This window comes from Arthrobacter sp. Soil782 (assembly GCF_001428435.1).
Taxonomy (GTDB): Bacteria; Actinomycetota; Actinomycetes; order Actinomycetales; family Micrococcaceae; genus Arthrobacter_D; species Arthrobacter_D parietis.
Genome location: NZ_LMSO01000001.1, coordinates 326,710 through 341,289 on the forward strand (window position 1 = coordinate 326,710; position 14,580 = coordinate 341,289).

General features: G+C 65.6%; 12 protein-coding genes. 4 read left to right on the top strand and 8 right to left on the bottom strand.

Annotation, left to right across the window (positions count from 1 at the left end):
* Window positions 1-31: 31 nt before the first annotated feature.
* From ASH00_RS01615 to ASH00_RS01635, 5 genes are all read right to left on the bottom strand, one after another.
* Window positions 32-301 carry a Flp family type IVb pilin gene (locus tag ASH00_RS01615; RefSeq protein ID WP_056544101.1) on the bottom strand — a complete coding sequence of 90 codons (270 nt, stop codon included), beginning with the start codon at window positions 299-301 and terminating at the stop codon, window positions 32-34.
* A 165-nt stretch (window positions 302-466) separates the two neighbouring features.
* A complete protein-coding gene (locus tag ASH00_RS01620) occupies window positions 467-1,249 on the bottom strand; it encodes an ABC transporter ATP-binding protein (protein ID WP_082565825.1) in 783 nt (260 codons plus the stop codon).
* A complete protein-coding gene (locus ASH00_RS01625; protein WP_056544104.1) occupies window positions 1,246-2,151 on the bottom strand; it encodes an ABC transporter ATP-binding protein in 906 nt (301 codons plus the stop codon). Before ASH00_RS01625 ends, ASH00_RS01620 begins: the two co-directional genes overlap by 4 nt.
* 1 nt (window position 2,152) lies before the next feature.
* Window positions 2,153-4,888: an FtsX-like permease family protein gene (locus ASH00_RS01630; protein ID WP_056544107.1), complete on the bottom strand. Its 2,736-nt coding sequence runs from the start codon at window positions 4,886-4,888 to the stop codon at window positions 2,153-2,155.
* A complete protein-coding gene (locus tag ASH00_RS01635) occupies window positions 4,885-8,103 on the bottom strand; it encodes an FtsX-like permease family protein (protein ID WP_056544109.1) in 3,219 nt (1,072 codons plus the stop codon). Before ASH00_RS01635 ends, ASH00_RS01630 begins: the two co-directional genes overlap by 4 nt.
* A 319-nt stretch (window positions 8,104-8,422) precedes the next feature.
* Between ASH00_RS01635 and rplM the strand changes: the two genes are divergently transcribed.
* The 4 genes from rplM to ASH00_RS01655 all read left to right on the top strand — a co-directional run bounded on the left by rplM (window position 8,423) and on the right by ASH00_RS01655 (window position 12,155).
* On the top strand, window positions 8,423-8,866 hold the full coding sequence (gene rplM, locus ASH00_RS01640) for a 50S ribosomal protein L13 (protein WP_056544112.1): 444 nt from the start codon (window positions 8,423-8,425) through the stop codon (window positions 8,864-8,866).
* A 39-nt stretch (window positions 8,867-8,905) separates the two neighbouring features.
* Window positions 8,906-9,403, top strand: a complete 498-nt coding sequence (gene rpsI / locus ASH00_RS01645) for a 30S ribosomal protein S9 (RefSeq protein WP_056544114.1) — start codon at window positions 8,906-8,908, stop codon at window positions 9,401-9,403.
* 116 nt (window positions 9,404-9,519) lie between these two features.
* Window positions 9,520-10,872: a phosphoglucosamine mutase gene (gene glmM / locus ASH00_RS01650; RefSeq protein ID WP_056544116.1), complete on the top strand. Its 1,353-nt coding sequence runs from the start codon at window positions 9,520-9,522 to the stop codon at window positions 10,870-10,872.
* A 194-nt stretch (window positions 10,873-11,066) separates the two neighbouring features.
* A complete protein-coding gene (locus ASH00_RS01655) occupies window positions 11,067-12,155 on the top strand; it encodes a Fic family protein (RefSeq protein ID WP_235563111.1) in 1,089 nt (362 codons plus the stop codon).
* Between the two features lie 13 nt (window positions 12,156-12,168).
* Here ASH00_RS01655 and mscL read toward each other — a convergent pair whose 3' ends face one another.
* The 3 genes from mscL to coaA all read right to left on the bottom strand — a co-directional run bounded on the left by mscL (window position 12,169) and on the right by coaA (window position 14,568).
* Window positions 12,169-12,564 carry a large conductance mechanosensitive channel protein MscL gene (gene mscL, locus ASH00_RS01660; protein ID WP_056544119.1) on the bottom strand — a complete coding sequence of 132 codons (396 nt, stop codon included), beginning with the start codon at window positions 12,562-12,564 and terminating at the stop codon, window positions 12,169-12,171.
* Window positions 12,565-12,649: 85 nt separating this feature from the next.
* A complete protein-coding gene (locus ASH00_RS16270; RefSeq protein ID WP_235563113.1) occupies window positions 12,650-13,426 on the bottom strand; it encodes a M15 family metallopeptidase in 777 nt (258 codons plus the stop codon).
* Between the two features lie 161 nt (window positions 13,427-13,587).
* Window positions 13,588-14,568, bottom strand: a complete 981-nt coding sequence (gene coaA, locus ASH00_RS01670; protein ID WP_235563115.1) for a type I pantothenate kinase — start codon at window positions 14,566-14,568, stop codon at window positions 13,588-13,590.
* Window positions 14,569-14,580: the final 12 nt, after the last annotated feature.

Here is a 14,580-nt window from a genome sequence, read left to right on the forward strand (position 1 = left end):
AGTTGGTTGCCCCCCCATGGATGGTGCGGAATTATACGGAGCAGGAGGAGGGTGTCGCAGGATCGGCAACGGGATCGGTGCCAGCCTCTTCCGCGGCGGTGTATTCGCCGCCCTTGATCGCACACTCAGCGCTCTCGAACGTGCTTATCAGGCCACCACCGAGAAGGGTGACAGCAGCGATGATGACGACAGCGATGAGGGCGACCATGATGCCGTACTCGACGGCGGTAGCGCCGGTCTCGTCGCGGTTGGTGCGAGCCTTGATGGTGGACTTGGCGTCTGCCAGGAATGCTGCGAGCATTTGGGTTTCTCCTGATGTACGAGGATGGTGGCTGGCCAATCACCAGCTCTGCCAAAAAGTTAGCAGCGGAAATCCCCGAAAACTCCAAGCTTGAATCAATCCTGCGGGAACCCTATCCGAGGTCCTTTTTCCTGCGTGTTTTCTTGCGCTTTTCCTGCGTAAGCATCAGGATTTCCGCCGCCGATTCGCCGCGTATTTGGAGGGCACTTCGATCATTTCTGAAGCACTTGATGGCACCGTCGAGCGGGCCGAGGAGCGAGCGCCCTCACTAAGAATCCGCCCGTCGTGCAGCTCATGAACGCGGTCCGCACGTTGCATCAGCAGCGGGTCATGCGTCGACACAACGGCAGCAACCTCATGGCTGTGAACGAGGTCGCTGATGAGGTCCATCATCGTGCCGGCAGTCACGCTATCGAGCTGACCGGTGGGCTCATCAGCGATCAACACTTTCGGCCGGTTCGCCAGGGCGCGAGCCAACCCGACACGCTGCTGCTGCCCACCCGAAAGCTCCGCCGGCCGCTGATGATGGTGCTTCCCCAATCCCACCAGCTCAAGCAGTTCATCCACCCGTGCCTGTCGCTCGGCAGCCGGCATACCGACCAGCCGCATCGGCACCTCGACATTCTCCGCAGCAGTCAGGATAGGGATCAGCCCAAACGACTGAAACACAAAGCCGAGATGCGTCTGCCGCAACGTCACCCGGTCCTGCTCCCGCATCGCCGTCAGCTCCAGGTCCCCAACAAAGACGCTCCCGCCGTCGGGTTCGTCCAATCCGCCGATACAGTTCAACAGCGTCGTCTTACCGGAACCCGACGGGCCCTTGACCACCAGCAGCTCACCCGGCGAAACCGACAACGACACATCCGTACACGCATGCACAGCGCTCTCACCGGAGCCGTAGGTCTTAGTCACCCTATCCGCGCGTAACGCAGCAACAGCGGCACTCACTGCGCCTCCTCCGAAGGAGGGGTATCAGAAGCCGGCGTCACCCGCACATGATCCGGCTCCAGCCCCAACCGCACACGATCCTTCATGTCCAGGCTCTCCATAAACTCCTGCGGCAACTGCAACCGCCCCACCCGATCGATCACGGCGAACTCCTCAGCAATCAGGTGCTCATCGCCGTCGTTATTCACGCCAGTCCGGCGCAGGGTCTCTGTAGAGCAGCGGCCGTCGCGGATCTGCACCGTACGCTTCACGTGCTCAGACACCGTGGGATCGTGCGTGACAATCAGCGTCGTGGTACCCAGCTCCTCATTGACCCGCCGCATCGCTTCCAGCACCTCGGCAGAGGTGTGCTCATCCAACTCACCGGTCGGCTCATCCGCCAGGATCACCTTCGGCTCATTCGACAGCGCGACGGCGAGAGCCACTCGCTGCTGCTCGCCCCCGGACATCTCCTGCGGCCGTCGGTCTCGGCAATGCGTCACCCCGGCCAGCTCGAGCAGCGAAGCAACCCGCGTGTCGGCGTCTTTCCGGCGGGTGATGGCCATGGGCAGCGCCACGTTCTCGGCAGCGGTGAGATAGGGCAACAGGTTCCGTGGCGTCTGCTGCCAGATGAACCCGACCGTCTCCCGCTGATACCGCGAACGCTCCTTGCGGCTGAGCCCCAGCAAATCCACGCCCGCCACCTGCGCCTTCCCGGCGGACGGACGGTCCAGGCCGGACAGGATGGTCAGCAGCGTCGATTTCCCGGAACCCGACGCCCCGACGAGGGCCGTCATCTCACCCGGCATCACCGTCAGGTTGAGCCCCTGAAGCGCCTGCACCTCGATGCCCTCACCCTTGAAGATGCGCACCACATCCTCACACAGGATGTGCGGCTGCGTTTCGTTTCCCACCGTTATCACCTCAGGTATCCGTCATTCGAAGAACCGCAGCCAACCGCTGCCGCCGACCAGCCGCCACAGCACCCGCCACCGAGACAAGCACCACCACCACAAACCCAACCAGCAGGCCCAGCAACAGCAGGGGATTCAGTGCCAGCGGCGGCTCCGCAGCACCGCCGGTAAACGCCGACAGGTCAATCGCACCCAGAATGACCAGCGGCAGCACCAGCCCAAGAGCAGTCCCGGCCAGCACCGCAGCCCCGGTAATCGGTCCAAGCTCCCACAGCATCAACGCACCATCCCTACGCGGCGGAAACCCCAGCGTACGCAGCAACGCAATCAACCGGTTGCGGGCCGGCGCATTCACCACTGACGTCATGACAATCGTCAACGAACACAGCACAGCCATTGCACCGATCACCGCCCACAGCCCAAGCTGCAGTCCCCGCCCGGACGCTGATTCGAGCGTCTGCTCAACCTGCTGCTCCGGTGTCTGCTGCAGGACCGGCCCACCGGCAATGTCGGCGACAGCATCAATCACCGGCCCGGAAGCAGCGCCATCGTGCAGGTCAGCCAAAAGCACGGACGGTTCAAACGTCCGCTCCTGCACAGAGCCGATTGCCTGCTCACCCACCAACATCCAGACCGACGACGCCGAGAACACCACGTCCTCCGGCCCAATGCCCACCACCTCCGCGTCCACCGACGTCCCGCGGTAGCGCAGCTCGATAGCCGTACCTTCCGCAAGCTCCAGCGCGGGCGACGCGATCACAGGTAGAGCTCCATCCGAAGCATCGCCCTCCAACGCGTCCAGCAGCGCAGGCGGGAACGCTCCCGCGAGGTCCTCCTGGACACTCAACACTGCACCGGGATCGGCCGCGAGCAGGTTCACGTCCTTGGTCTGCCGGCCACCCGTCTCAGCACGCAGTGTCCCCAGATCCGTCACCGCGGCCACCGACGCAACCCCCTCAACCGACCGGATCTCCTCAACCTGCTCCACCGAGAACGGTGGGCCCTGAACGCGGAGGTCAGCACCGACGTCGGCCTGCGCGGCATCGGTGACGCCCTCTCGGAACGTCGACAGCAGCACTCCGGAAAACAGCACGACGGCGAGCCCCACGATCAGCGCCAGCACCGGCACCAGCCCGGCACCAGGCGAGCGCACCGCACGCGACGCCCCCAGGAACCCGACCAGCCCCGGACCCCGCCGCCGAACCCGCGCGAACCACTCAAGCGGCACCGGATACAGACGCAGCACCAGCACGCACACGGCCAGCGCAATGAGCAGGGGCGTCGCCGACAGCAGCGGATCCACCTCGCCGTACTCCAACGCCCCCTGCGCCAGCCCCCGCTGCGTCAGCAGAACCGTGGCCATTCCAGCCAGCACGACGACGGCGACCTCCGCACTCACGCGCCACCGATTCCGTGCAGAGACGCCAAGATCCTGCCGCAAGGACGCTTCCGGACGATGCTGGACCGCCATCAGCACTGCAGGAACGAAGGCCGCCAATACCGGCCACAGCAGGTGCGCCGGCGAGAACGGCACGGGCACCAGCAGGAAAGCCGCCAGCGCACCGAGCGCGGCAGCCGGGATGCCAAGCAGCAACCCGTCCAGCGCCAGGGCGCCACGCAGTTGCCAGTCGCTGGCCCCGCGCGCCGACGCCAGAGCCAGCGCGCCCCGCCGTCGTTCGAGGAGAAGCCGTACCGCGAGTGCCGCGGTCGCCAGGCACACGCCAAGCGGTCCGGAAGCCAGCAGCGCGAGGATCTGGTTGGTCGACGCGGCGCGCTGCGTGGCCTCAGCTATCGCGTCCGGTGTTTCCGATCCGAAGACCACGGTGAGCGCTGCGGGAAACGTAGCCGGCATCGTCTGCGGCGTCCCGAGGAACTCACGAAGCTGCGCGGCGGTTTTCGGTGCTGTGCTCGCGGTCAGGGAATCGGTGGACACCGGGTACCAGTAGGAGGTCTGCACGTGGTCGACCGCTCGCGAGAGGAACGGGAACGCCCTGGGGGAGACGAAGGCCGTTGCATTCACGGCCGTGCCGGTGTCCGGATTGAAGTCCTCGGCCGCTGAGAGCAGCGTGTTGTTCAGGCTCCAGTAGGGGGAATCGGCGTCCTTCGGCGCGTAGATACCGCTCAGGACAATCGGCTGCGACCGCACCTCGTTGCCCTCATCGCCGGGTTGTCCCGGCAGGAAGACGGCGACATCCCGCTCCTCACCGATCGGCCACTTGGCTGAGGCGGCGGAGTCCCTGGAGAGGAGAATCTCCACCGGATCCTCGCCGTACTCTTCCGGCGGCGGCCCGGGCAGGGTGCCCTCCACCAGCTCGATGTGCTCCAGCGCCTGCACGTCGACGGCGTAGTTCAGCACCAGTTCTCGGATACCCTCCGGCAGCGGCCCGATGCTCGAGTTGACCCCGGTAGCCAACCAGCGGCCGTTCCCGAGGACGGACCCAAGCGGCTCGGCCAGGTCTTCCCGGATGGTGGCGAGTGCGTCCTCGGTGCGGCCGTCAACGTCCGTCTCGTCGAAGGCGCGGTCGAAGTCCTCAAGCGGCGGAAAGGACGTACTGAACGCGCGGACTGCCTGCTGGGATCCCGCAAGCTCGGACACCGATTCCTGCAGGTCCGCCGTGTACATCGAGTCCACCGCCCGCGGCCACGCGCACAGCAACGCGGAGACCACCAGCACAATCGACGCCACCAGCACCGAGGGCCAGCGGGAATGCCGGAATTCGCGGCGCAACAGCCCGTACAGACTCACAGCGCATCCACCGCCAACGCTGGAGTGAGCGCCTGCCGCTTCACGCGCTCGCCGTAGAACCAGGCCGTAAGCACCAGGATCAGCACCTGCACCGCGAGCACACCCAGCAACGGCACGACGGCGATGGACAGCGGCGCCCGCAGCGCCTCCGACGCGTTCACCACCACCGCCTGCGCCAGCAGCGACACGGTCAGCGCCGCCACTCCCAGCCCGGTCAGCAGACCCAGTACGACGGCGGCACCCCCGACACTGAGCACCTCCCACCGGCGCCCGCGTACCTGATCCCGTGCCTGCATGCCGAGCGCTCGCAGGACGGCCACCTCGGAGCGCCGGGATTGCACGAGGGTCACAATGCTGGCAGTCAACGCGGCACCGCCCACGAGCAGCGCTCCGATCGCGCCGATCCAGAGCGAGGTGGTTGCCGGTGCCAGGAAGCGTCCAATGAGTGAGTTGTCTGCCGTGGAGACGGTTGCACCGGGTCCGGCCAGGCCTGCCGCAGCAGCGGCGGTGGCGTTCGGGTCCGTTGACGCGAGCCAAACTTCTCCCGGCCGCGGAGGAACGGGTGAACTGGCCAGCGACGCGTGACTATAGGCCTGCAGATCCACCAGGACGGCGCTGCTCTCCGTGGTCCCGGGCAGTACGGGGGCAACCGCGGCAACGACGCCCTCAATCTCTACGCCGCCGGGACGCAGCGACACTGGGTCGCCCACTGTCAGGTCGAGGTCCGCGAGCAGTTCAGTGGTGAAGGCCACCGGAAGAGGCGGTGCATCCTCGGCTCCGACCATGAGCCGTGCCTGGGCGCTGCCCGACGTTGAGCCCTCCTCCGGGAAACGCACTCCGACCCCCTCATCGAGCGGCAGCACACCGGACTGCGCGGTCCCGAACGCGCCGGACGCCAGCCGCAGGTCGGAATCCTCGGTGAACCGGCCCTGCCCGGTACCGATGCCGCCGTCGCTGGACACGCTCGTGATTTCGAGCTCGTAGCCGCGCGGGGCCTCGGACGGTTCCAGGGCGATGTCCACGGCTGTGATTGCTGCCGGGCGCAGGTCCTCGGGCAGCGTGAAGGACAGGGAATGCGCCTGGTTCCCGGAACCTGACAGAACGAGCGTGCCGGCTGGCACAGGCACCAGGAGCCCGGTCTCCGAGCGGATCCAGACAGTGACGGAGGCAGCGCGGGCGGCAGCGCCGTCGTCGTCCGGTGTTTCCGAGGTGCCGCGCGAGGTGAACTGCAGGCGGACCTGGGTGGCGGAAGGCGTCAAGGCCAGCGCCGGTTCGGGGACGGGCGGCTCGAAGGTCAGGGCGCGCGCCAGCTCCCCGATATTCACCAGGTTGGCGCCGTCGTCCAGAAGTCCCGGCAGCGATCCGGCATCAACGGCGAGCAGGGGAGCGGTGATCGACGCCAGCCGCGCTTCGCCCCGGTAGGCCAGGGAGGCGGCGGTCACCGCCTCGCCATCGGCGAAGGCATTCAGGGCAGGAACGCCATCAGCGGACCGGATGACCAGCGGGCCGGGCACCGCAACGCGCACGTCTGAACCGTTTCCCAGCTGGGACGCTGCTTCCTGGGACCGGCTGGTGGTCTGCGCATACGCGGCGGTGAACGTGGCAGCGCCGACCGTGACAGTGACCAGCGCGATCGGAATGACGTAGGACGCGATCCGCCGGGAAACCTGCCGCGCCGCCAACGGCACCCCGAGGGTGGTCCGGGAGGACGTCCGGCGCTCTACCCGGCGCGCCAGCCACGCGGTGATGAGCAGGGCCAGCGCGGTCCCGGACAGGAGCAACAGGGCAGGAGCGGGAGCGGCGAGCGGGTTGACCCTAAGGGCGCCGCTGCCGGACTCCACGAGCGGCGACCGGTACAGCAGGAACTGCCAGAGCGAGAGCGCGGTCGCAGCAACGAGCAGCGCCAGCACGCCGAAGGAGGCCACCCGTGCCGTACGCGCTGCATCTCCGCCCGGACTGTGCTCACGCAGAGCGTCGAGCACCGCAACCGCGACGAACACCAGCGCCGTGATCCCTGCGCACAACACCGGCACGCTCCAGCTGGCCGAGGCGAACTCACCCATTCCCTCGAGATAGTCCGTCTCACTGCCGGTGGAGAGCAGCGGACCCAGCACGACGGCGGCAACCCACCCGAGCAGGCAACCCCCGACAGCCAGCGGCACCACTTCGAAAGCGGCGACAGCGGCGCGCTGGCCTGTCGTTGAGCCGCGGGCACTGATCAGTGTGTCCTCTCCGGCACGCGTGTCGGCCAGGAGCCGAGCGAATTGGACCACCGTGACCGCGCTCAGCGCCACCAGCAGAAGCAGGGCAATGGGAAGGACCGCCCGGACCGACTGCGTTGCATCCGCCGCGGAAGCCAGCAGCCCGGCGAGCTCACCGGACGGGATCACGCCGCCGTCGTTGATTGCTGGATCGCCGCTCAGCCGCTGCGGCAGCTGGCGCAGCCCCTCAGCCAGCCGGGACAGCTCCGCCGCGGAGACCGAGTCCGCATCCACCGTGAACACCCACTGGACTTTCGGCTCACCGCTCAGCGCGGGAATGGCCTGCGGAGGAACGACGACGGCGGTGGGCACCGATTCCGCGCCCTGGACGGGCACCGGGTCGAGGAAGGCGGCGTCCGGGCCCACGGGATTCAGGGTTGCCACCAGCTCGAGCCGGACGGTTCCCTCTGCACCCTCCACGGCGAACGTCTCACCCACGGCGAGGCCGAGGGATTCCGCGGTCGAAGTCTCCAGGGCAGCGGGAATGGGGCCGGTTCTGTTGAGTTCACTAGCGGCACCCGAGGTGAGTGGTGCGAGCGAGCCGGCTGCCGGCGTCGTCGTCGGTGTCCAGCCGACCGGCAGGAAGGTGAGGTCAGCCGGGAGGTTGGTGGCGCTGCCGCCGGAGGGCACCAGCGGGCGGGGCGGTGAATACGGTGCGGTGGAGATGGCGAGGCCGTTGGGAAGTCCCAGTTCGGAGAAAGCGGCTTCGGCGGCTGCCTGCTGCGCCGCGGCGTCGTCAGCGATGGTGGTGTGGATGCGGAAGTAGCCCTGCGCGCCGGAGGCTGAGGCCCCGGAAGCTGAGGCGAGGGAGCGCAGTGCCTCCGTTGCGGCCAACTGGGTGAAGCCGCTGATGCCGGCGAGGACCGCTGTCAGCACTGCGAGGGTCAGCGCAATGATGGCCAGGAGGCTGCGGCGGGCGACAGAACGGCGCGACGCAAGTTGGACCAGCCGCACTCTTCGCCCTACCCCCTTGATGAACCTCCTGCCATCCTATGCTGACGGGTATGGCTGACGTGTTTTGACCAGGGGGTCACGTCCGCGCTAACCTTGAGAGTCGTTGTGCGTATCCCATCTCGATATGTCCATGCCCGCGTGCGGCTCAGTTGCAGAGCTACCTGGTCCGCGGATATGGCCGAGAACCCAGGGATCACCGGTGTAGCTTTCAGTCCTCACCTGAAGTTCCGGTAACGCATGCATCAGCTGCGTTGGCATCTGGAGGTCATTCTCCACGTGTGCCGGCGTCACCGTAGAACAAGAAACGAAGGCAAAAACCGTGCGTACGTACACCCCGAAGCCCGGCGACATCAACCGCCAGTGGCACGTCATTGACGCCACCGACGTTGTCCTAGGCCGTCTTGCCAGCCAGACCGCAACACTGCTGCGCGGAAAGCACAAGCCGACCTTTGCCCCCCATATGGATATGGGCGACTTCGTCATCATCATCAACGCTGAGAAGGTTGCCCTCACCGGCGCCAAGCTCGAACAGAAGCGTGCCTACCGTCACTCCGGTTTCCCGGGTGGCCTGAAGTCCGTCAACTACGCAGAGCTGCTGGAGAAGAACCCGGTACGCGCTGTGGAGAAGGCCATCAAGGGCATGCTGCCCAAGACCTCCCTCGCTGCCCAGCAGATCGGCAAGCTGAAGGTTTACCGCGGTGCAGAGCACCCGCACGCGGCCCAGCAGCCCCAGACTTTCGAAATCACCCAGGTCGCTCAGTAGTCCTGGCCACCACAGACTAAGAATCACTCAAGGAGAACCGTGGCTCAGAACACTGAAGAGCTGAATGAACCAACCGAGGAGCTCACTAGCTACACCTCGGAATCGTCGGCCGTCTCGGACGCGCCCGTCAAAGAGCGCCCCGCGCTGACCGTCGGCGGCGCCGCTGTAGGCCGTCGCAAGGAAGCTGTTGCACGCGTCCGCGTCACACCGGGAAGCGGCAAGTGGATTGTCAACGGCCGCGAGCTGTCTGACTACTTCCCCAACAAGCTGCACCAGCAGGAAGTCAACGATCCGTTCAAGCTCCTCGAGCTCGACGGCGCATATGACGTCATTGCACGCATCCACGGCGGTGGCCCTTCCGGCCAGGCCGGTGCACTGCGCCTCGGTGTTGCCCGCGCGCTCAACGAGATTGACCGCGAGAACAACCGCCCCGCCCTCAAGAAGGCAGGCTTCCTGACTCGTGACGCCCGCGTCATCGAGCGCAAGAAGGCCGGTCTCAAGAAGGCACGCAAGGCGCCTCAGTACTCCAAGCGCTAATTTCACCAGTTTTACCCGTTACGCCCGCTCGGCTGCTGCCGGGCGGGCGTAACGCTTTAACAGCGTTCTTCGACGCTTCCCGGGTGCGGGACTTTTCTCCCTTAGGATGAACCACGATGACTAGATTATTTGGGACCGATGGCGTCCGGGGTCTGGCGAACGGCCTCCTCACCGCAGAACTCGCTTTGCAGCTTGCCCAGGCAGCGGCCGTGGTGCTCGGGCATCGGCAATCCGATGGCAGGCGCCCCACCGCCGTCATCGCGCGGGATCCGCGTACCAGTGGCGATTTCATTGCCGCTGCCGTCGAAGCCGGCCTGGCCAGTGCCGGCGTCGACGTTTTTGACGCGGGCGTCCTTCCCACACCGGCTGCGGCTTTCCTCGTTGCTGACCTGAACGCTGACTTCGGGGTCATGATCTCCGCCTCCCACAACCCGGCGCCGGACAACGGCATCAAGTTCCTGGCGCGCGGCGGCAAGAAGCTCGACGACGCCCTCGAAGATGCGATCGAATCCGAACTCCTCGCACCCCGGCACCGCCCCGTTGGGCCGGACGTCGGCCGCATCCAGCGCTTCGCCGATGCTGAGGACCGCTACGTTGTTCATCTGCTTCAGTCACTTCCGCACCGGCTCGACGGCCTCAAAGTGGTGCTTGACTGCGCCAACGGCGCGGCCAGCGGTTGCTCGCCCCAGGTGTTTTCCGACGCCGGCGCGGACATCGTGGTCATCGGCGCTGACCCGGACGGTAACAACATCAACGAGGGCTGCGGGTCCACCCACCTCGAAATGCTGCAGGCCGCGGTGCTGGAACACGGCGCAGACCTCGGTATTGCGCACGACGGCGACGCCGACCGCTGCCTCGCCGTGGACCACGAGGGAACCGTGGTGGACGGCGACCAGATCATGGCGATCATGGCAGTTGCCCTCAACTCGGCTGGGCGCCTGAAAGACGGCACACTGGTTGCCACCGTGATGAGCAACCTCGGCCTGAAGCTCGCTCTGCGGGAGGCCGGAATTACCTTGCGTGAGACTGCGGTGGGGGACCGCTATGTTCTTGAAGGCATGCGCGACGGCGGCTTCAGCCTCGGCGGCGAACAGTCCGGACACGTCATCTTCGCTGACTACGCAACCACTGGCGACGGCGTTCTGACCGGCCTGCAGCTGGCGGCGCAGGTCGCATTGACCGGCCGCAGTCTCAAGGAACTGTCGACCGTCATGACCAAGCTTCCCCAGGTGCTGATCAACGTCAAGGGCGTGGACAAGTCGAGCGTGAACAGCGACGACGAGGTGCAGCGTGCGGTCCGCGACGCCCAGGAATCCCTTGGGGAAACCGGCCGCGTACTGCTGCGCCCCTCCGGCACCGAGCCGGTTGTCCGCGTCATGGTCGAGGCCGCCGACATGCTCACGGCCGAGCGCACTGCCGAGACCCTCGCCGGGATTGTGCAACATCAGTTGGCGCTCGAACCCGCTTAGGCCTCCCTGCTCCGACTAAACATGGATAGCGGATTGACTATTCATGTTTAGTGGGTGAAACATGAACAACATGAAGCATGTTCTGGGTTCTGCGGCGAGCCGGTAACCGGATGTGGCCAGCGCATAATTGCGAGAAGCGGCCGTGGAGGTATTCAGGGAGACCGCCGCGGGAGGATCGGCTCTTCGCGGAGGTGGTGGTATCCCTGCCGCCACTGATCGCCGCTCAGGATTACTACCCGGAAAAGGACACACTGGTCGCGCTGGAAGAGGCCGCCGTTGCTGTCGCTTCCCTGGACGCTACTTCCGGCTCACGCATGGCGGCGATCAGCGGTTTTCTCCTCAGGAGCGAGTCTGTCTCTTCCTCGAAGATTGAACATGTAGAAGCGCCACGGGATGACTTCGCACGGGCAGCAATCGGGATCAAAGCCAGCGCGAACGCCCGTTCAATGGTCGCTGCCACAGACGCCATCCAAGCCATGATCGACGGAGCCGGCTCCACGGGCACGATCTCGGTGGATCAGATATTGAAGGCGCACCACCTGCTCATGAACGACGATCCCGTCGACTTCACGTACGCCGGCCGCTTCCGCGATGTCCAGAACTGGATCGGCGGTTCTGACTACTCTCCGCGCAACGCCATTCATGTTCCCCCTCCGCCGGAACTCGTCGACGACATCATGGCCGACCTGATTGTATTCAGCAACAGAGTCGACCTGCCGGTCATAGCCCAGGCGGCCATTGCACACGCTCATTTCGAGTCCGTGCACCCATTCACCGACGGCAACGGCAGGATCGGGCGTGCCCTCATCGGCGCTGTCTGCCGCCGCCGTCGGCTGACCACCAGGACCGTTACCCCCATCGCTTCCGCCATGGTCGCCGACGTCCAGCAGTACTTCGATCTGGTCAATGCCTACAGAATCGGCGATGTCGACCCGTTCGTGAAGTACCTGGCGGTCTCGGCGGTAAGGGCGACTGACGCTGCCCTCGCATCCATTGCCGAGCTGGAAGAGCTACCCGGTATCTGGGAGGAAGCCGCAAAGCCCCGGCGCGGTTCAGCTGATGAGAAAATCATCGCTGCCCTGCTGGAGCACCCGGTCCTCGAAGCGCACACTGCTGCCCACATCGCAGGTGTCACCCTGAATGCCGTCTATGCCAGCTTGGATCGGCTGACAGAAGCCGGAGTAATCGCACCCATTACCCGAAGCAAGCGGGACCGAGCCTGGGCGGCGACCGAAGTGCTCGACGAGGTTGATCGGCTGAACGCGCGCTTGGCAAGCAAGTAAGGTACGGCAGTAGCTAGAGGGAACGCTGTTTGAGGCTGTCGCGGATCTCGGTCAGGAGAGCAACCTGCGGGTCAACCTCTTCGACCTTTTCCTCCAGGTTCAGCTTGCGGTCGCGCCGCTCGATCAGCTTGTTCATGGGCATCACGATCACGAAGTAGACAGCAGCGGCAATCAGAAGGAAATTCACGACGGCGGTGAGGAACATTCCGAACAGGATTTCGTTGCCATTGATGGTCACCTTCGCAAAATCGTCGAAGTTGGGGGAGCCGACCAGCGCTGAAATCAGCGGCATGAGGACGTTCTCGACGAGCGACTTCACCACCGCTCCGAACGCGGCACCGATAACCACGGCAACAGCCAGGTCAATGACGTTGCCCTTCATGATGAAGTTTTTGAATCCGTTAATCATGGGTTCAGGCTACGGGAAGATTTGCGCAGATCAGGTGAGCCCGACGGCGTCGAACCCACCGGAGCTGCGCAAAAGTTCGGTTAAATCAGTAGCCGGGGGCCGGTGGCAGGTTGAAGTACTCCTCGAGGGTTGCCACGCCGTCCTTCCGCATGGCCTGCGCCAGCTCAACGCCAACGTACCGGTAATGCCAGGCCTCGCCCGAGAACCCGGTGATGCCCTCCGCCCCCAACGGATACCTCAGGATGAACCCGAACCGGTGCGCGTTGGCTGCCATCCACTGGCCCGCGGCAGTGTCCGCAAAGCAGGAGGACAGAGTGCACGCGCCGTCGTCCTGTCCCACATCGAAGGCGAGCCCCGTCTGGTGTTCGGAGAACCCGGCGCGCGCCGAGATGCGGTCAGCTGCTGCCGTGTCACCGCCGTACTGCGCCACCCAGTGTTCATAGGTGGAGACCTGGTCCTGGAAGGACCGGTACCCGCTGACCAGGGTGAGGCTCACGCCGTCGTTCGCTGCAGTTGCGAACATCTCCTCGACAGCGGCAGCCGTGTCACCGCGCAGCAGGGCATTGGGCTCGGCGACGGCCAGCGGGACTGCGGGCAGTACCAGTCCGGAAGGAAAGTAGTCGATCGGGTTGAGCGGCCGTTGCTTGTTGACGACGACGCTCACCGAGGTTGGGTCGCCCAGCTCGGCCGCCTCTGCAGGCGGTGCAGCAACTGGAGGCGGCGGAGAGGGAGAAGCCGCGACACTCGGCGCGGCGGTAGGTTGCGCCGGTGGCGTCTCGGGGATCACAGATGGAGCAGAAGTTTCAACGGGAGCGGGTGCACGCTGTCCCGGGGCGGGAATGGTGCCGGGGGTCTGGGACACGGCCGGAGAGGGCGGAACTGAAGAAGCGGGCGGAACCGATGACGCAGACGCGGACGGCGTGTTGTCCGCCGGAGGTGGCGGCGTACCGCAGGCTGACAGCGCGACGAGGAGCACCGCCGTCGTCATCCAGGTGGATGGGGTGCGGTGCCGCCGGGGCTTCGTCAGGTTTTTCGTAGCAGCATTCTTCGGATCGAGTGGTCGGCTTCCTTGGTGAGGACCAGGGTGGCGCGGCCGCGGGTGGGAAGGACATTGGCCATCAGGTTCGGCTCGTTGATGCGGTGCCAGATGCCAAGCGCGGTCTCGCGGGCCTCCTCGTCGGTGAGTGAGGCGTACCGGTGGAAATACGACTCCGGGTTGGCGAAGGCGCCGCTGCGCAGCGACTGGAAACGCTGGACGTACCACTCCTCAATATAGGAGGTTTTCGCGTCCACGTAGATAGAGAAATCAAAGAAATCGCTCAGCGCGAGGCCGGAGCGCCCGTCCGCCCTCATGCGTGCCGGCGCAAGGACGTTCAGGCCCTCCACAATCAGCACGTCCGGCCGGCGCACCACCACTTCACGACCAGGCACGATGTTGTAGGTCAGATGCGAATACCAGGGGGCGCGGACCTCCTCGGCGCCGCTCTTGACCTCACTGACGAAGCGCAGCAGACGACGGCGGTCGTAGGACTCCGGGAAACCCTTCCGCTGCATCAGGCCGCGCCGTTCCAGTTCCTCGTTGGGGTAGAGGAAGCCGTCCGTGGTGATCAGCTCAACGTTGGGGGTGCCGGGCCAGCGGCGGAGGAGTTCGCGCAGCACGCGGGCGGTGGTGGACTTGCCGACCGCCACCGAACCGGCAACGCCGATGACGAACGGCGTCCGCGTGGTGGTCTCACCGAGGAAGGTATTGGTGGCGGCGTGCAGTTCACCGGCGGCGGCCACATAGAGCGAGAGCAGCCGGGACAGTGGAAGGTAGACCTCGCGCACCTCGTCAAGGTTGAGCGCGTCTCCCAGACCGCGCAGACGCTGGATGTCTTCGACGTTGAGCGGCGACTCGATCTCATTGGACAGCCGCGACCACGTCTGACGCTCGAGTTCAACGAACGGGGTGACACCGGCATCCACCGTCGCTGTGGGCCCGGTACCGGGAGATTGCTCACTCACCCTGTGAATTCT

Coding starts and splice junctions, on each gene's coding strand:
- ASH00_RS01615 (WP_056544101.1), bottom strand. CDS start 301: ATGCTCGCAGCATTCCTGGCAGACGCCAAGTCCACCATCAAGGCTCGC.
- glmM (WP_056544116.1), top strand. CDS start 9,520: ATGACTAGATTATTTGGGACCGATGGCGTCCGGGGTCTGGCGAACGGC.
- mscL (WP_056544119.1), bottom strand. CDS start 12,564: ATGATTAACGGATTCAAAAACTTCATCATGAAGGGCAACGTCATTGAC.